The sequence below is a fragment of the Streptomyces sp. NPDC003635 genome (assembly GCF_053587635.1).
Genome location: NZ_JBSFOK010000037.1, coordinates 45,188 through 61,049, shown reverse-complemented (window position 1 = coordinate 61,049; position 15,862 = coordinate 45,188). Strand labels below are relative to the sequence as shown.

Annotated in this window: 17 protein-coding genes; 12 read left to right on the top strand and 5 right to left on the bottom strand. The window is 71.6% G+C overall.

All coding sequences use genetic code 11. From position 1 onward, the window contains the following. The first annotated feature begins 8 nt into the window (after positions 1 to 8). The 4 genes from ACWDRW_RS28935 (at position 9) to ACWDRW_RS28920 (ending at position 1,781) form a co-directional block, all read left to right on the top strand. Positions 9 to 356, top strand: a complete 348-nt coding sequence (locus tag ACWDRW_RS28935; protein ID WP_451727670.1) for an NUDIX domain-containing protein — start codon at positions 9 to 11, stop codon at positions 354 to 356. Positions 357 to 403: 47 nt separating this feature from the next. After that, positions 404 to 871 (top strand): MarR family winged helix-turn-helix transcriptional regulator, encoded by a 468-nt coding sequence (locus ACWDRW_RS28930; protein ID WP_451727667.1) that lies wholly within the window; start codon positions 404 to 406, stop codon positions 869 to 871. Positions 872 to 988: 117 nt separating this feature from the next. Then, on the top strand, positions 989 to 1,408 hold the full coding sequence (panD, locus tag ACWDRW_RS28925; RefSeq protein ID WP_451727665.1) for an aspartate 1-decarboxylase: 420 nt from the start codon (positions 989 to 991) through the stop codon (positions 1,406 to 1,408). 28 nt (positions 1,409 to 1,436) lie between these two features. Further along, positions 1,437 to 1,781: a GNAT family N-acetyltransferase gene (locus tag ACWDRW_RS28920; RefSeq protein WP_451727663.1), complete on the top strand. Its 345-nt coding sequence runs from the start codon at positions 1,437 to 1,439 to the stop codon at positions 1,779 to 1,781. 424 nt (positions 1,782 to 2,205) lie between these two features. On the opposite strand, the gene gndA is transcribed toward ACWDRW_RS28920, so the two are convergent. Further along, positions 2,206 to 3,645 carry an NADP-dependent phosphogluconate dehydrogenase gene (gene gndA, locus ACWDRW_RS28915; protein ID WP_451727661.1) on the bottom strand — a complete coding sequence of 480 codons (1,440 nt, stop codon included), beginning with the start codon at positions 3,643 to 3,645 and terminating at the stop codon, positions 2,206 to 2,208. A 276-nt stretch (positions 3,646 to 3,921) separates the two neighbouring features. On the opposite strand from gndA, the gene ACWDRW_RS28910 reads away from it, so the two are divergent. Beyond that, positions 3,922 to 5,061: a transglycosylase family protein gene (locus ACWDRW_RS28910; RefSeq protein WP_451727658.1), complete on the top strand. Its 1,140-nt coding sequence runs from the start codon at positions 3,922 to 3,924 to the stop codon at positions 5,059 to 5,061. On the opposite strand, the gene ACWDRW_RS28905 is transcribed toward ACWDRW_RS28910, so the two are convergent. Continuing rightward, on the bottom strand, positions 5,051 to 6,178 hold the full coding sequence (locus ACWDRW_RS28905) for a DMT family transporter (RefSeq protein ID WP_451727656.1): 1,128 nt from the start codon (positions 6,176 to 6,178) through the stop codon (positions 5,051 to 5,053). The genes ACWDRW_RS28910 and ACWDRW_RS28905 overlap by 11 nt on opposite strands. Before the next feature lie 198 nt (positions 6,179 to 6,376). Here ACWDRW_RS28905 and ACWDRW_RS28900 point away from each other — a divergent pair, with 198 nt between their 5' ends. The 5 genes from ACWDRW_RS28900 (at position 6,377) to ACWDRW_RS28880 (ending at position 12,771) form a co-directional block, all read left to right on the top strand. Next, positions 6,377 to 7,114, top strand: coding sequence for a (2Fe-2S)-binding protein (locus ACWDRW_RS28900; protein WP_451727654.1), 738 nt, complete (start codon positions 6,377 to 6,379; stop codon positions 7,112 to 7,114). 34 nt (positions 7,115 to 7,148) lie between these two features. After that, complete coding sequence (gene glgA, locus ACWDRW_RS28895; RefSeq protein WP_451727651.1) at positions 7,149 to 8,300, top strand: glycogen synthase; 1,152 nt, start codon at positions 7,149 to 7,151, stop codon at positions 8,298 to 8,300. Between the two features lie 51 nt (positions 8,301 to 8,351). Beyond that, a complete protein-coding gene (glgC, locus tag ACWDRW_RS28890; RefSeq protein WP_451727648.1) occupies positions 8,352 to 9,572 on the top strand; it encodes a glucose-1-phosphate adenylyltransferase in 1,221 nt (406 codons plus the stop codon). A 242-nt stretch (positions 9,573 to 9,814) separates the two neighbouring features. Continuing rightward, on the top strand, positions 9,815 to 11,149 hold the full coding sequence (locus tag ACWDRW_RS28885) for a wax ester/triacylglycerol synthase family O-acyltransferase (RefSeq protein ID WP_451727645.1): 1,335 nt from the start codon (positions 9,815 to 9,817) through the stop codon (positions 11,147 to 11,149). Between the two features lie 104 nt (positions 11,150 to 11,253). After that, positions 11,254 to 12,771 carry an SDR family NAD(P)-dependent oxidoreductase gene (locus ACWDRW_RS28880; protein ID WP_451727642.1) on the top strand — a complete coding sequence of 506 codons (1,518 nt, stop codon included), beginning with the start codon at positions 11,254 to 11,256 and terminating at the stop codon, positions 12,769 to 12,771. Here the strand turns inward: ACWDRW_RS28880 and ACWDRW_RS28875 are convergent. Together ACWDRW_RS28875 and ACWDRW_RS28870 are read right to left on the bottom strand one after the other, a co-directional pair. Then, a complete protein-coding gene (locus ACWDRW_RS28875) occupies positions 12,750 to 13,574 on the bottom strand; it encodes an SDR family oxidoreductase (RefSeq protein ID WP_451727639.1) in 825 nt (274 codons plus the stop codon). The two genes, ACWDRW_RS28880 and ACWDRW_RS28875, sit on opposite strands and share 22 nt — an antisense overlap. Before the next feature lie 25 nt (positions 13,575 to 13,599). After that, positions 13,600 to 14,037, bottom strand: a complete 438-nt coding sequence (locus tag ACWDRW_RS28870; RefSeq protein WP_451727636.1) for a hypothetical protein — start codon at positions 14,035 to 14,037, stop codon at positions 13,600 to 13,602. Positions 14,038 to 14,433: 396 nt separating this feature from the next. On the opposite strand from ACWDRW_RS28870, the gene ACWDRW_RS28865 reads away from it, so the two are divergent. Then, the gene (locus tag ACWDRW_RS28865; protein ID WP_315883613.1) at positions 14,434 to 14,607 is read left to right on the top strand and encodes a hypothetical protein; all 174 of its coding nucleotides are present in this window, start codon (positions 14,434 to 14,436) and stop codon (positions 14,605 to 14,607) included. Positions 14,608 to 14,664: 57 nt separating this feature from the next. Further along, the gene (locus tag ACWDRW_RS28860) at positions 14,665 to 15,147 is read left to right on the top strand and encodes an N-acetyltransferase family protein (protein WP_451727633.1); all 483 of its coding nucleotides are present in this window, start codon (positions 14,665 to 14,667) and stop codon (positions 15,145 to 15,147) included. Positions 15,148 to 15,178: 31 nt separating this feature from the next. Here ACWDRW_RS28860 and ACWDRW_RS28855 read toward each other — a convergent pair whose 3' ends face one another. Further along, complete coding sequence (locus ACWDRW_RS28855) at positions 15,179 to 15,823, bottom strand: dihydrofolate reductase family protein (protein WP_451727631.1); 645 nt, start codon at positions 15,821 to 15,823, stop codon at positions 15,179 to 15,181. Positions 15,824 to 15,862: the final 39 nt, after the last annotated feature.

Below are 15,862 nucleotides of genomic sequence, written 5' to 3'. Positions count from 1 at the left end.
GACCGGCGATGACACCGGAGGTGCAGGCGGTTGTGGTGTACGACGGGCAGGTGCTGATGGTGGACGGGCGAGGCGGATGGGGCCTGCCGACGGGCGCTCCGGAGCCGGCGGAGTCGCCCGAGGCGACGGCGGCACGGGTGGTCTACGAACTCACCGGCTACCTGGTGGACGGCACCCAGAGCCTCGGCTCGGCGCACGACGTACCCACCGTGGTGTGCCAGCTTCTGACCCAGGACCCGTCGGACGGCGCCACTCTCGCTCCGGAGCGGATGCGCTGGACCCCGGTCGCGACCGCCGCCGACGCGGGGCTGCCGGCGGCGGTACGGACGTACCTGCTGGGGCACCGAAGGGTGTGACCGCGGGGCGAATTCGGTGAAGTGTCAACTACACGTACACTTTCTCCATGGAGGAGACGGTGCGCTGGCTGACGCCGGAGGAGCAGCAGGCCTGGCGGAGCTTTGTCCGGCTGCAGGAGCGGCTCGGCGGGCGGCTCGCGCGGCAGCTGCAGTCCGAGTCGAACATCTCGGCCGCCGACTTCGCGGTGCTGGTCCATCTCACGGACGTGCCGGAGGGCCGGCAGCGCTATCAGGATCTCTCCCGCGCCCTGGAATGGGAGAAGAGCCGGATGTCCCATCACATCGCGCGGATGGCGGGACGGGGTCTGGTCGTACGGCAGGAATGCCCTGAGGACGGGCGCGGTGCCTTCGTCGCGATCACGGAGCAGGGCCGTACGGCCATCGAGGCGGCCGCCCCGCTCCACGTGGAAGCGGTGCGCCGACTGTTCCTCGACCATGTCACCCCCGCCGAGCTGCGGACGCTGGGCGAGATCTCCGCGCGGGTGGTCGAGAAGCTGGACGAGGACGCGTGCTGACGGCATCGACTGTGGTGACCGTCACGGTCGCCACCGCGCCGCTGCCGGTAGAGTGTCGAGACAGCCCTTGACCTGCAAAAACGCAGGCAGGGAGCCTATCTCCCCAGGAGTGCATCGATGCTGCGCACCATGTTCAAGTCCAAGATCCACCGCGCCACCGTCACCCAGGCCGACCTGCACTACGTCGGATCGGTGACCATAGACGCGGACCTGCTCGACGCCGCCGATCTGCTGCCCGGCGAGCTGGTCCACATCGTCGACATCACCAATGGCGCCCGGCTGGAGACGTACGTCATCGAGGGTGAGCGCGGCTCCGGTGTGATCGGGATCAACGGCGCCGCCGCCCACCTCGTCCACCCCGGAGACCTGGTGATCATCATCAGTTACGCTCAGGTCACCGACGCCGAGGCCCGGGCGCTGCAGCCGCGGGTCGTGCACGTGGACCGCGACAACCGGATCGTGGCCCTCGGCGCCGACCCGTCCGAACCGGTGCCGGGCTCGGACCAGGAGCGCAGCCCGCAGGCCGTACCGGCCTGACGGGACCAGAGGGACCAGGAGCGTGCCCATGAGCGAGACCGAGATCCGCGACGACCGGGCGGCGGGCCGCCTGGAGGCGCTCGCCGGTGACGAAGTGGTCGGTCACATCGAGTACTTCGTCCTCGACAGCCCCGGGAGCGCCCTGGTCCCCGTCCACACCATCGTCGAGCCCGCCCACGAGGGAAAGGGCATCGCCGGCTCCCTCGCCCGCGAGCTCTACGCCATCGCCGAGCGCGAGGCCACGGTCGTCGCCCCCCTGTGCCCGTACGTCACCAAGTGGGCCGAACGCCACCCCGAGGAGGCCCCGCCCGCCGACCCCGAACTCCTGCGCGCGGCAAAGGAGTGGCTGGTCGCCCACCCCGGCCGTTTCTGAGCGACAGCGGGGCCCAGGCGGGTGACTGTCCGGGCGAGGCGGGGTACGCGGGGCAGTAGTCCAGAGAGCCGACGTTGACCCCAGGCTGGAGGACACGATGACCAACCCCTACCCGGACCCGGTCCACCCGGACCCGACCCCGGGCCCCACCCCCACTCCGGATCCCGTCCCCACCCCGGACCCCGTCCCCACTCCGGAACCGCCGCCGACCCCGGGCCCGCCGCCCCCCGCGCCCACACCTCCGGGCCCTCAGCCGGTCCCGGACCCGACGCCGTCCCCGATCCCACCGGGGCCGGAACCGGTACCGAACCCGGAACCAGGCCCACCGCTCTCCTGAGGGCGAGGTCTGAAGCGAGAGGCGCGGGGACCTGCGCGACCAGCCCCCACGCCCCCGCCGCCCGAGCGACCGGACAGCCCCCGGCCGCTAGGCGGACACCTCCGACCGGTCCCCACCCCACAGCGTGTGGAACGAGCCCTCCTGGTCCACCCTCCGGTACGTGTGGGCACCGAAGAAGTCCCGCTGCCCCTGCGTCAGCGCCGCGGGCAACCGCTCGGCGCGCAGCGCGTCGTAGTACGCCAGGGCCGCCGCGAAGCCGGGGGTCGGGACGCCCTGCCGGGTCGCCGCCACGATCACCTCGCGCCAGTCGTCCTGCGCCTCGGCGATCTCGCGTGCGAACGTCTCGTCGGACAGCAGGCTCGGCAGGTCCGCCCGGGCGTCGTACGCGGCGCGGATGCGGTCCAGGAACGCCGCCCGGATGATGCAGCCGCCCCGCCAGATCGCCGAGACGGCGCCGAGGTCGATGTCCCAGTCGTACTCGGCGCGCGCCGCGTCGATCTCGTGGAAGCCCTGGGTGTAGGACACGATCTTCGACGCGTACAGCGCCTGCTCCACCCGGTCGGCGAAGGCCGCCGCCTCGTCCGGGCCGAGCGCCGTCGCCTTGGGGCCGGCCAGGTGCCGCGAGGCGTCCCGCAGCGCCGCGTGCCCGGACAGGGACCGCGCGAAGACGGCCTCGGCGATACCGGACACCGGCACCCCGAGGTCCAGCGCGATCTGCACGGTCCACCGCCCCGTGCCCTTCTGCTCCGCCTGGTCCACCACCACGTCGACGAACGGCTTGCCGGTCGCCGCGTCCACGTGGGCCAGCACCTCGGCCGTGATCTCGATCAGGTAGGAGTCGAGGCGGCCCGTGTTCCAGGTGCGGAAGATCTCCGCGATCTGGGCGGGGGAGTAGCCGGCCACCTCGCGCAGCAGCTGGTACGCCTCACCGATCAGCTGCATGTCGGCGTACTCGATGCCGTTGTGCACCATCTTCACGAAATGCCCGGCGCCGTCCGGACCGACGTGGGTCACACAGGGCGCCCCGTCGGCCGCCTTCGCCGAGATCTTCTCCAGCATCGGTCCGAGCGAGTCGTACGACTCCCTCGGCCCGCCCGGCATGATGCTCGGTCCGTGCAGCGCGCCCTCCTCGCCGCCGGAGACGCCCATGCCGACGAAGTGGATGCCCTGCTCGCGCAGTTCGCGCTCACGGCGCCGGGTGTCGGCGAAGTGCGCGTTGCCACCGTCGATGATCATGTCGCCGGGCTCCAGGAGCGGGGCGAACTCCTGGATCACCGCGTCGGTCGGCTCGCCCGCCTTGACCATGACGACCAGGCGGCGGGGCCGCTCCAGCGCCGCCACGAAGTCCTTGGCGGTCTCGGCCGCGATGAACTCGCCCTCGTCCCCGAACTCCGCCACCAGGGCGTGCGTCCGCGCCGACGTCCGGTTGTGCACCGCGACCGTGTAGCCGTTGCGGGCGAAGTTGCGGGCGAGATTGCGGCCCATGACCGCGAGACCCGTGACGCCGATCTGGGCTGAATTGCTCATACGGTTGACTCCTAAGGAATCCGGTATCGGTGGTGCCGTTCGTGCCCGCCAGTATGGCCGCTGACCATCTTGACGTGCCGGTACGTCCACCGCACGTCCGGGCAGCTCGATGTTCCGCAGCCAGATACGTACGCGATACCGGCGCCGCCTCAGTCGATTTCAACTGGAGTCTCCGTCGGGCCTCTTGAGCCACAGCACGACCGATTGCCGTCTTGTCATGGCCTGTTACGGGCGCTTACTTTTGGCCCTCCTGACGCATGTCGAGGGGGCACCGATATGGCCGTACGCGGCCGGCACCGCCGGTATCAGCCGAACAGGATCAACCGCGCCTCGCTCACCGTCACGGCGGGCAGCGCCGGGATGGCGATCCCGCTGATCGGTACCGGAAGCGCGCAGGCGGCCGACGTGGAGACCTGGGACAAGGTCGCCGCGTGCGAGTCGACCAACGACTGGAACATCAACACCGGCAACGGCTACTACGGCGGCCTCCAGTTCGCCCAGTCCACCTGGGAGCAGTACGGCGGCACGCGGTACGCGCCGCGGGCCGATTTGGCGACCAAGGACCAGCAGATAGCCATAGCGGAGAAGGTCCTCGACGGACAGGGCCCCGGCGCCTGGCCGGTCTGCTCGGTCCAGGCCGGGCTGACCCGGGGCGGGGACGCCCCGCGGCTGAAGACCTCGGCGCCGGACGTCAAGCCGCAGACCACACCCCAGTCCCGGGCCGGCACGGCGCAGATGTACACCGTGGTACGCGGCGACACCCTCTCCACGATCGCCGACGAGCAGGACGTCCGGGGTGGCTGGCAGGGGCTGTACGACGCCAACCGGACGACCGTGGGCGCCGATCCCGACCTGATCCTGCCGGGCCAGCGGCTGGCGCTGGACGGCAGATCGGCCACGAGGACCGCGCCCGAGAAGGCCGAGCCCAGGAAGGCCGAGCCCAGGAAGTCCCAGCCGAAGAAGCGCGATTCCGGGCAGACCGCCGAGAAGGCGGCGGCGAAGTCCTCGAAGAAGACCATGGTCTCGCCGGTGAGCGCGCCCACCGGCACGCCGTACCACAAGGCGGGCACCTCCTGGTCGCAGGGCTACCACACCGGCGTCGACTTCCCCGTGGCCACCGGCACGTCCGTGCGGTCCGTGGCGGAGGGCAGGGTCGTGAGCGCGGGCTGGGAGGGCTCCTTCGGCTACCAGGTGGTGATCCGGCACGGGGACGGCCGGTACACCCAGTACGCCCATCTCTCGGCGATCTCCGTGAAGGACGGTCAGCAGGTCGGTACGGGCCAGCGCATCGGGCGTTCCGGCTCCACGGGCAACAGCACGGGCCCGCATCTGCACTTCGAGGTGCGGACCGGGCCCGGATTCGGGTCGGACATCGACCCGGTGGCCTACCTGAGGGCAGGAGGGGTCAGGATCTGATGCGCGCCCGGTGCCGGTCGAGGAGCGGCATCGGGACGTACGGCCCGCCGTAGAACGGGCCGTACAGCTGGGGCGAGGAGCTGCCGGGCGTCGTCAGCGTGTCGTTCTGCTGCGCCGGGAGCACGATGACCAGCTCTTTGGCGGACGCCGGCTCCTTCGCCGCCGAGGGCTTCCCGGCGGGCGTCGACGCGTCCACGAGCGACGGCGCCGACTCCAGGGCGAGCGCGGGTACCGACTCCTTCGGGACCGCGGGCGCCGACGTCGCCGGGAGCGTCGCCTTCCCCTGGGTGCGTTCGATGCGCTCCGTGGTCAGCAGGATCAGACCGCCCGCCGCCACCACGCCACAGCTCAGCGCGAGCGCGGTGCCGGTGGTGCCGTAGCGGAAGGTCTCACCGAACATCGTGATGCCGACCGCGGCCGCCACGACCGGGTTGACGACCGTCAGCACGGCCAGCGGGGCCGCGAGTCCGGCGCCGCGGTAGGCGGCCTGCGAGAGCAGCAGGCCGGCCGTGGCGAACACGCCGATGGTGGCCAGGGACGGCAGGTCACCCGCCGAGACCCCGCCGTCCCAGTCGACGGCGACGATCTTCGTGAACACCGAGGACATACCGAAGGCGATACCGGACCCGGTCGCCAGCAGCACGCTGCGCACCACCGGGTGCCGGTGGGCCGCCCGGCCCGCGATCATCAGCGTCACCACGGCACCCGCGGTGACCAGCGCGACGCCGGTGCGCTCGGCGGTGCCCAGCGACTGCGACTCGGAGGTGCCGACCAGGGAGAGCAGACCGGCCAGACCGACGGTCGCCATGATGGCGCCCCGCCAGGCGGTCGACCCGGCCTTGCGGCCGACGAACAGGGCCGCCATCGGCAGCGCGAAGACGATGGTGAGCGCGCCCAGCGGCTGGACCAGGCTCAGAGGTCCGAAGGCGAGGGCCGCCACGTGCAGCAGTCCGCCGAGGCCGTTCAGCGCCACCGCGGCCCACCAGGTCGGCCGGCGCAGGGGTGCGTAGCTCTGCCCGGGGGTGGACACCGCGACATGCTCCTGCACGATCGCTCCGCCCGCGTAGGCGACGGCGGAGACGAGCGACAGCAGCACGGACAACGCGAGGGCGCTCATGAGCTGCTCCTCTGCGTGAGGCGGGGGCGCTTCGTCCCGCGCGGCGAACGGTCGGCTTCCATAGCCAACACGATGCCCTCAAAAGTTCTTCCCGTCGTCGTACCTGAGCACGCAATGCCTCCTACTGCCGATGGAGTACAAAACGCCCTACGTCCTCCCCAGGGTGGGTGGCACCCCCCGAGGCGGCTACGACCGGCCTTGGTACTACTGCTCCTCGTGGACCTCGACCCCGGACTCATCGCGCTCCGACCTCTCGGCGGCTTCTTCGTCCTACGCACCTCCGGAGCGCCCGCGCGAACCCTGCCGACCCTGGCCGAGATCTATGGCGGCACATCATCGGATGTTTACGAGAATTCTATGACTTTCCGCGTACGGAAGGTGGCCGAATCCCTGCGCGCCCCCGAGGTGCGGATCGCGGCCTCGGTGGCTCAGCAAGGTCTCGCGGCACGGCTGTGGTCGGTGGCCCTCGGCTGCGCGGTGCTGTACGGCCGGCTCCCGGACCTCGACCCGCGGCTGCTGCGCTGGGACCCCGACGGGGGCGCGCCCGACGATCTGTGGCTCACCGAGGTGCGGCCCTCCTCCGTGGACCTGGCGGACGCCGTCCTGACCGCCCACCTCGAACCACTGACCGCGCTGGTGCACGACCACTGCAGGGTCGCGGCGGGCCTGCTGTGGGGCAACGCCGGATCCGCGCTGGCCGGCGCCGCCCGGCAGCTGGAGCGGTGGGCGCGGGCCCAGGGCCGTACCGAGGCCGTCGTGCGCACCCGTGCCCTGACGGCCGGGCTCCTCGCGCACCCCCGTCTGGCGGGCACGCTCGACGAGACCCTGCGGCGGCGCAGTTGCTGCCTCTACTACCGGGTGCCGGGCGGGGGCGTGTGCGGCGACTGTTGCTTCACACGGCCCCCGCGCTCTTCCCCGCGCGCCGCATCTGGGTGACCATGAGGGAACGGGCTGAGACAGGGGGTTGCGGGTGCGAGTGGGACTGCTGACCCGGGAGTACCCGCCGGACGTGTACGGCGGTGCCGGCGTTCATGTGGAGTTCCTCGCCCGGGAGTTGAGGCCCCTGGTCGACCTGGAGGTGCACTGCTGGGGCGAGGGCCGCGCGGAGGGCGTGCTGCGGCACCGCCCCTGGTCCGCGCTCGACACCGCCAACGACGCGCTGCGCACCTTCTCCGTCGACCTCGCGATGGCCGCCGCCCTGGAGGGCGGCGAACTCGTCCACTCGCACACCTGGTACGCCAATCTCGGCGGCCACCTGGGCAAGCTGCTGTACGGCATCCCGCATGTGATGACCGCGCACTCCCTGGAGCCGCTGCGCCCCTGGAAGGCCGAGCAACTCGGCGGCGGATACGCCCTGTCCAGCTGGGCCGAGCGCACCGCGATCGAGGCCGCGGACGCGGTCGTCGCCGTGTCGGGCGCCATGCGCGAGGACATCCTCGCCTGCTACCCGGCGCTGGACCCGGCCCGGGTGCGAGTGATCCACAACGGCATCGACACCGCCCTGTACCGGCCGGATCCGGACACCGACGTCCTGGACCGGATCGGCCTGGACCGCTCCCGCCCCTACATCCTGTTCGTCGGCCGCATCACCCGTCAGAAGGGCGTGCCCCATCTGCTGCGCGCGGTACGGGACATCGACCCGGCCGCCCAGGTGGTGCTGTGCGCGGGCGCCCCCGACACCCCGGAGATCGACCGGGAGTTCCGCGAGCTCTACCAGGAGCTGAGCCGGACCCGTGCGGGCGTGCACTGGATCCCGCAGATGCTGCCGCGCCCCGAGGTGATCCAACTCCTCACGCACGCCGCCGCGTTCGTCTGCCCGTCGGTGTACGAGCCGCTCGGCATCGTGAACCTGGAGGCGATGGCCTGCGGAACTCCCGTGGTGGCCTCCCGGACCGGCGGGATCCCCGAGGTCGTCGAGGACGGCAAGACGGGGCTTCTGGTGCCGGTGGACGACGACTTCGAGGCGTCTCTCGCCCGTGCCCTGGACTCCGTCATCGGGGATCCGGAGGGTGCCCGGGCGATGGGTGAAGCCGGACGGGAGCGCGCGGTGGGCGAGTTCGGCTGGGACACGGTGGCGCGGCGCACGGTCCGCCTCTACGAGGAGGTCCTCGAACAGGCGTAGGGGGCCGTGTGCGGGGGCAGGCATGGATCAACCACGGTGAGGGGAGTGGCCATGCGTCGTGGCGGACCTTCGGTGCTCGGAATCGTGCTGGCGGGCGGAGAAGGCAAACGCCTGATGCCTCTGACCGCGGACCGCGCGAAACCCGCGGTCACCTTCGGCGGCACGTACCGGCTCGTCGACTTCGTCCTGTCCAACCTCGTCAACGGCGACATCCTGCGCGTCTGCGTGCTCACGCAGTACAAGTCGCACTCGCTGGACCGGCACATCACCACGACCTGGCGGATGTCCAGTCTGCTCGGCAACTACGTCACCCCGGTCCCGGCCCAGCAGCGCCTCGGCCCGCGCTGGTACCTGGGCAGCGCGGACGCGATCCTGCAGTCCCTGAACCTGATCCACGACGAACGCCCCGAGTACGTCGCCGTGTTCGGCGCCGATCACGTGTACCGCATGGACCCGCGCCAGATGCTCGCCCAGCACATCGAGTCCGGCGCGGGCGTGACGGTGGCCGGAATCCGCGTCCCGCGCAACGAGTCGTCGTCCTTCGGCGTGATCAGCCCGGGCTCCGACGGGCAGACGGTGGACCGCTTCCTGGAGAAGCCGGCCGATCCGCCCGGACTCCCGGACGATCCGGAGTGCGTCTTCGCCTCCATGGGCAACTACATCTTCACCACCAAGGCCCTCGTGGAGGCGCTCCAGCGCGACGCCGAGGACGAGCGGTCCGTGCACGACATGGGCGGCTCGATCCTGCCCCAGCTCACCGACCGGGGCGAGGCCCAGCTCTACGACTTCAGCGCCAACCACGTGCCCGGGGAGACCACCCGGGACCAGGGGTACTGGCGGGACGTCGGCACGCTGGACGCGTACTACGACGCCCACCTGGACCTGATCGCCGAGCGCCCCGCCTTCAACCTCTACAACCGGCAGTGGCCCATCTACACCCACTCCAACCAGCTCTCCCCGGCCCGCTTCAGCGCGGGCGGCATCGCGGGGGAGTCGATCATCAGCGCGGGATGCCTCATCCGCGGCCAGGTCACCGGCTCCGTGCTCTCACCGGGCGTACGGGTCGACCCCGGAGCGGTGGTCCAGGGCTCGGTGCTGCACGACAACGTCCACATAGGCCGGGGCGCTGTGGTGCGTGGTGCGGTCCTGGACAAGAACGTGGAGGTGCCCCCGGGCGCGACGATCGGCGTCAACCCGGAACGGGACGCGGAGCTGTACACGGTGTCCAAGAACGGGGTGATCGCGCTGGGGAAGGGGCAGGTCGTGTCGTAGGCGGGGTCTCCTCCCGACCCGCACCTCCGGTCACATTCGTGACGCCTCCCGGGTGACTCCCTCGGGATGCCCGGCGCCGTAACCCGTGCTGAAGTGACCTCATATGCACCATGAGTTCCACCCCTTCCGCGAGGAGCGGGACTTAATCTGCTGTTAACTGTGTGTAGCTTGATCGTACTTGACCGTAATCGGCCAGGGGCGATTGACTGCTTGTCCACCCGTCGTCGACGCGAGGCAAGCCCTTGACTTCTGACCTGCTGGCCCCACTCGACCTGGCGTTCTGGAACATCGAGTCCGAGCGGCACCCGATGCACCTGGGCGCCCTCGGCGTCTTCTCCGCGCACTCGCCCACGGCCGGGGCGCACGCCGCCGATCTGCTCGCCGCCCGCGCCGCGGCCGTCCCCGGGCTGCGGATGCGGATCCGGGACGTGTGGCAGCCGTTCGGGGAACGACCGCTCGCCTTCGGCGGCGCCGCCCGGGAGCCGGCTCCCGACTTCGACCCGCTCGACCACGTACGGCTGCACGCCCCGACCGACGACTTCCAGGCGGTCGCCGGACGCCTCATGGAACGCCCCCTGGAGCGCGGCCGGCCTCCCTGGGAGGCCCATGTGCTGCCCGGCGAGGACGGGGTGTCCTTCGCGGTGCTGTTCAAGTTCCACCACGCCCTGGCCGACGGGCTGCGCGCGCTGACGCTCGCCGCCGCCGTCCTCGACCCGATGGACCTGCCCGAGCCCCGGCCCCGCCCGGCCGAGCCCCCGCGCGGGCTGCTGCCGGACGTGCGCAAGCTGCCGGGGCTGGTGCGTGGCGCCCTCTCCGACGTCGGCCGGGCGCTGGACATCGGCGCCTCGGTGGCCGTGTCCACCCTGGGCGCGCGGACGACCGCCGCGCTCACCTCCGAGCCCAGCGGAACCCGCCGTACCGCCGGAGTCGTCGTCGACATCGACGACGTGCACATCATCCGCAAGGCCGTCGGCGGCACCGTCAACGACGTTCTCATCGCGGTCGTCGCCGGCGCGCTGCGCCGCTGGCTCGACGAGCGCGGTGACGGCAGCGAGGGGGTGGCGCCCCGCGCCCTCATCCCGGTCTCCAGACGGCGCCCGCGCACCGCGCACCCCCAGGGCAACCGGCTCTCCGGCTACCTGATGCGGCTGCCGGTGGACGACCCCGACCCGCTGAGCCGGCTCGACACGGTCCGCGCCGCCATGGACCGCAACAAGGACGCGGGCCCCCACCGCGGAGCGGGCGCCGTGGCCCTGCTCGCCGACCACGTGCCGGCGCTCGGCCACCGACTCGGCGGCCCCCTCGTCAGCCAGGCCGCCCGGCTCTGGTTCGACATCCTGGTCACCAGCGTCCCGCTGCCCGGCCTCGGCCTGAAACTCGGCGGCAACCCGGTCACCGCCGTCTTCCCCTACGCCCCCCTGGCCCACGGCCAGTCCCTGGCGGTGGCGGTCTCCACCTACCGCGGCCGGGTCCACTACGGTCTGGTGGCCGACGGGGCGGCGGTACCGGACCTGGACCGGCTGGCGGCGGCGCTGACGGCGGAGGTGGAGACGCTGATCACGGCCTGCGACCCTTGACCCTGCCGGTTTTTGGCGGTCGGGCCCGGCGCTCCGTAGAATTCCCCGTTCGACAGCGGACGCGGCCCCCGGGGCCGCACGGGTGAGCAGGGAACGGCAGCGGCATGACGGTGACAGAGGAAGGCCCGGCGACCACGGAAGAGGTCGTGCACGAGCCCGGTGACGCGGTCGTGTACGGCCCCGGCATCGACCCCGAGCGGCTCGCCGTCTGCCTCAGCGTGCTCGAGGAGCTCGACAAGCTCGAGGTCGACCACCCCGACGCCATCACCGTGCGCCGCGCCACGGCCGGCGTCTACCGCACGGTCAAGCAGCGCCGCCGCCAGGAGCGCCGCGCCGCCAAGACCGCCCACGACAAGGCGGTCACCGAGGCCACGGCGACCGGCTCCGCGCAGCGCATCGACGACGAGACGGAAGGCATCCTGCCGTCGTCGATCACCGAGGCGGGGAAGATCGCGGGGATACTCCAGCGTCCGCGCTCCTGCTACACCTGCAAGGCCCGGTACGTGGAAGTCGACTACTTCTACCACCAGCTCTGTCAGGACTGCGCCGGCGTGAACCGCGCCAAGCGCGACGCGAGCGCCGATCTCGCCGGCAAGCGCGCGCTGCTCACCGGCGGCCGCGCCAAGATCGGCATGTACATCGCGCTGCGGCTGCTGCGGGACGGGGCGCACACCACGATCACCACGCGGTTCCCGAAGGACGCCATCCGCCGCTTCAAGGCCATGGACGACTCCGCGGACTGGATGCACCGCCTGGAGGTCGTCGGCATCGACCTGCGCGACCCTGCCCAGGCCGTCGAGCTCGCCGACCGGATGACCGCGGCGGGCCCGCTCGACATCCTGATCAACAACGCGACCCAGACGGTACGGCGCCTGCCGTCGGCCTACGCCGCCCTGGTGGAGGGCGAGTCGGCCCCGCTGCCCGCCGGTGAACTCCCCGCCCACCAGGTCATCGGCGCCTTCAACTCCGGCGCGGTGGACGGACTGGCCGCGCTGCCGCTCGGGGCCTCCGGGCTGGACGCCCAGAAGGTCGCCGACCTCGCCCTGGTCGCCGGGAACGCCAGCGTGGAGCGGCACCGCGACGGCACCGCCATCGACGCGGGCGGGCTCGTCCCCGACGTCGTCGACACCAACACCTGGGTGCAGACCATCGAGCAGATCTCCCCCGTGGAGCTGCTGGAAACCCAGCTGTGCAACTACACGGCGCCGTTCATCCTGATCAGCAAGCTGCGCCCGGTGATGGCGGAGGCGGCGCGCAAGGCGTCCTCCGGCCGCGCCTACGTCGTCAACGTCTCGGCGATGGAGGGTGTGTTCGGCCGCGGCTACAAGGGCGCGGGGCACCCGAACACCAACGCGGCCAAGGCCGCGATGAACATGGTCACCCGGACCAGCGCCCAGGAGATGTTCCAGAGCGACGGCATCCTCATGACCTCGGTCGACACCGGCTGGATCACCGACGAACGCCCCCACTACGACAAGCTCCGCCTCGCCGACGAGGGCTTCCACGCCCCCCTCGACCTGGTCGACGGCGCGGCCCGCGTCTACGACCCGATCGTCCGCGGCGAGGCGGGCGAGGACCTGTACGGCGTCTTCATGAAGGACTACGCGCCGGGCAAGTGGTGAGCCGCCGAGGCACGCAGCACGTCGGGTACGGCGTCCCCCTGGGCGCCGAGGGCCGGCTGAGCCGCCCGTACGCGCGTGCCTCCGTCCACCACCAGGTCCGCGCCGGTCACCCACTCCGCCGCGTCCGACACCAGCCAGGTCACGGCCCGCGCCACGTCCTCGGGTTCGCCGATCCGGCCCAGGGGCAGTGTCGGGGCGATGCGCTGTTCCGCCGGTTCCCACACGAAGCGGGCCATCTCGGTGCGGACGAGGCCGGGGGAGACCGAGTTGACGCGCACCTTCGGGGCCAGTTCGCCGGCCAGTTGGCGGGTGAGGTGGAGGAGGGCGGACTTGCTCGTGCCGTAGGCGCCGACGTTCGGGCCGACGTGTTCGGCGCCCTCCGTGCAGATGTTGACCACCGAACCGCCGTGCTCGCGCATCCACGCTCGCCACGCGTGTTGGGTCAGGCGCAGGGGAGCCTCCACGTTCACCGTGAACGCCGTGCGCCAGGCCCGCGGGTCCACGGCCATCAGGGGGCCGAACGGCTGGTTCGTCGCCGCGTTGTTGACCACGACGTCGAGGCGGCCGAACTGCTGTAGGCACAGGTCCACCAGGGCGCAGAGGTGGGCGGGGTCCGACACGTCTCCGGGCAGCCCAGCGCCCCCGAGTTCCGCCGCCGTCCGCCGTACCTCCGCCGCGTCCCGCGCCGTCACGCACACCCGCGCCCCCGCCTCGGTGAGCGTACGGGCGACGGCGAGCCCGATGCCGCGGGTGGCGCCGGTGACGAGGGCGGTCCTGCCGTGGAGTCCGTACGGCGACGTCATCGCCGTACCGTCTCATGACGGATCGTCAGTCGACAGCCCCCAGGCGGGAGTTCCGTGCCGCCAGCAGTTCCAAGACGGTCCGCCAGTCCTCCAGGACGCCGGCGTCGAAGCTGGGGTCGTGGCCCTCCTCGCCCGCCTGGCGCAGCCGTAGCAGGTCCTCGTCCTGGCCCTGCGCGCGGACGAGGCGCGCCACCCGCTCGCCCAGCAGGGGGCGTACGGCGTCGGCGGCGCGGTCGGACTGGGTGGCCCGGTCGCCGGGGCCGAGCAGTGGTCCGATGGCCTGGACCAGGCCCGCCACCTGGAGCTCCTTGTCGGCGGGGCGGCCCCGGCGCAACAGCGCGGCGGTACGCAGCGCGTGTTGCCGCAGATCGGTTCCGGCGCTGCCGCCGCGGCCGGGGGCGACCCGTGTGCCCCGGCAGGCGTACAGCAGATCCATCAGCTCTTCGACACTGCGCAGCTCCATGCGTCAGTCCTCCCGCCGGACAAGCCGTTGCCTCCGTCAGCAGATCATGGGCGCCTTGCGATTCGGCCAACGGGACCTGAACTGCGTGACAGGGAGGGGGAAGTACGGGCGAAAACAGGACGTCTTCAGACAGTAACCCCGAGTTTTCAGCGCCATCGAGCGGGTACCCGCTCATTTGGTTACTCTGTACCGGACGGACAGCACTAATGGGTCCCACCCACACCCACCGTCCGTCCCGGGACATGCCGGTCGACAACGGCCTGCTCCGTACGAGAAACCGGCGCCACCGCGTCCGAACTGCCTTTCGACTCGCACCTGAGCGGGGCTTCAGACGCCGGGCGCAGCGACCCCGGCGCAGCTGGTCCCGAGGGTGACCCGACACATAAGGAGTGCGCGGTGACACCGGAGAAGACAAAGCGTGAACCACGTCCCAAGGAGCGCCCGGAACGTGCGGGCCGCCGCCCCGGAGAACTCGGCAGCCTCGACGTGTGGGCCCGGTCCGCCCCGATCCGCCTCGCGGGTTACGAGGACGACCTCGCCGAGCCCCACATCCTGCCCAGCGTCGACTGAGGACGCCGGCAGCTTTTTGTCGATCGACGATCGCATGGGCGTGCGAGACTGGCGCCCATGCTGATCAGAGAAGCCGCGGCCGACGACTGGCCGCGGATCTGGCCTTTCTGGCACCGCGTCGTCTCGGCCGGCGAGACCTACGCCTGGGACCCGGACACCTCCGAGGAGGCGGCCCGAACCCTGTGGACCGCCCCTCCGAAGCGGGTCTACGTCGTCGAGGACGAGACCGGCGCCATCGTCGCCTCCGCCTACGTCACCCCCAACTACGGCGGTCCCGCCGCCGGGATCGCCAACGCCGGCTTCATGGTCGACCCGGAGCACAGCGGCCGCGGCATCGGCCGCCTCCTCGCCGAGCACGTGCTCACGGCCGCGAAGGCGGTCGGCTACCGCGGCATGGTGTTCAACGCCGTCGTCGAGACCAACCCGGCCGTGCGGTTGTGGACGTCCCTCGGCTTCACGGTCCTCGGCACGGTTCCGGAGGCCTTCGACCATCCGCGGCACGGCCTGGTGGGACTGCACATCATGTACAAGGCTCTCTGAGCATCCTCCCGCAAGCCTCTGGGCGGTGTTCTCACTTGCGCCAGAACAGGTGGTGCGTCACCCCGCTCGGACTGGGGACGACGTCCAGGTGGAAGCGGTCGCGCAGTTCGTCGGGTGACTCCCACAGACGCAGCCCGGAGCCGTACTCCACCGGCGAGACCACCACGTGCAGGGTGTCGACGAGGTCGGCGTCGAGGAACTCGCGGATGGTGGTGACCCCGCCGCCGAGCCGGACGTCCTTGCCCCGCGCCGCCTCCCGCGCCCGGTCCAGGACCGTGGCGGGGTCGCCGTCGACGAAGTGGAACGTGGTGTCGGAGAGCGTGAACGAGGGGCGCGGGTGGTGGGTCATGACGAACACCGGGGTGTGGAACGGCGGTTCGTCGCCCCACCAGCCCTGCCACTCGTGGTCCTGCCAGGGCCCGCGCTGGGGCCCGAACTTGTTGCGGCCCATGATCTCGGCGCCGATGTTGCGGTCGTAGTCCCGCGTGAAGTAGTCGTCCAGCCCTCGGCTGCCCCCGGGGCCGGACCGCATGTGCCAGCTCGCCGTGGCCCCCGCCCAGGCGAACAGCTTCTCAGGCTGGACGTGCCCGAACGGCCTCTCGAGAGTCTGGTCCTCGCCGGCGCCGATGCCGTCCCGCGAGACGCCGAAGTTCATGACCTTCAGTAGCTGTTCCATGGGGATGCCTCGTCTGTCGTGTCGTGTGCGGCGGTTGGG

Excerpts from the sequence above, each read along its gene's own strand:
- ACWDRW_RS28935 (WP_451727670.1), top strand. The coding sequence starts at position 9 with ATGACACCGGAGGTGCAGGCGGTTGTGGTGTACGACGGGCAGGTGCTG.
- ACWDRW_RS28930 (WP_451727667.1), top strand. The coding sequence starts at position 404 with ATGGAGGAGACGGTGCGCTGGCTGACGCCGGAGGAGCAGCAGGCCTGG.
- panD (WP_451727665.1), top strand. The coding sequence starts at position 989 with ATGCTGCGCACCATGTTCAAGTCCAAGATCCACCGCGCCACCGTCACC.
- ACWDRW_RS28920 (WP_451727663.1), top strand. The coding sequence starts at position 1,437 with ATGAGCGAGACCGAGATCCGCGACGACCGGGCGGCGGGCCGCCTGGAG.
- gndA (WP_451727661.1), bottom strand. The coding sequence starts at position 3,645 with ATGAGCAATTCAGCCCAGATCGGCGTCACGGGTCTCGCGGTCATGGGC.
- ACWDRW_RS28910 (WP_451727658.1), top strand. The coding sequence starts at position 3,922 with ATGGCCGTACGCGGCCGGCACCGCCGGTATCAGCCGAACAGGATCAAC.
- ACWDRW_RS28905 (WP_451727656.1), bottom strand. The coding sequence starts at position 6,178 with ATGAGCGCCCTCGCGTTGTCCGTGCTGCTGTCGCTCGTCTCCGCCGTC.
- glgC (WP_451727648.1), top strand. The coding sequence starts at position 8,352 with ATGCGTCGTGGCGGACCTTCGGTGCTCGGAATCGTGCTGGCGGGCGGA.
- ACWDRW_RS28880 (WP_451727642.1), top strand. The coding sequence starts at position 11,254 with ATGACGGTGACAGAGGAAGGCCCGGCGACCACGGAAGAGGTCGTGCAC.
- ACWDRW_RS28875 (WP_451727639.1), bottom strand. The coding sequence starts at position 13,574 with ATGACGTCGCCGTACGGACTCCACGGCAGGACCGCCCTCGTCACCGGC.
- ACWDRW_RS28870 (WP_451727636.1), bottom strand. The coding sequence starts at position 14,037 with ATGGAGCTGCGCAGTGTCGAAGAGCTGATGGATCTGCTGTACGCCTGC.
- ACWDRW_RS28860 (WP_451727633.1), top strand. The coding sequence starts at position 14,665 with ATGCTGATCAGAGAAGCCGCGGCCGACGACTGGCCGCGGATCTGGCCT.
- ACWDRW_RS28855 (WP_451727631.1), bottom strand. The coding sequence starts at position 15,823 with ATGGAACAGCTACTGAAGGTCATGAACTTCGGCGTCTCGCGGGACGGC.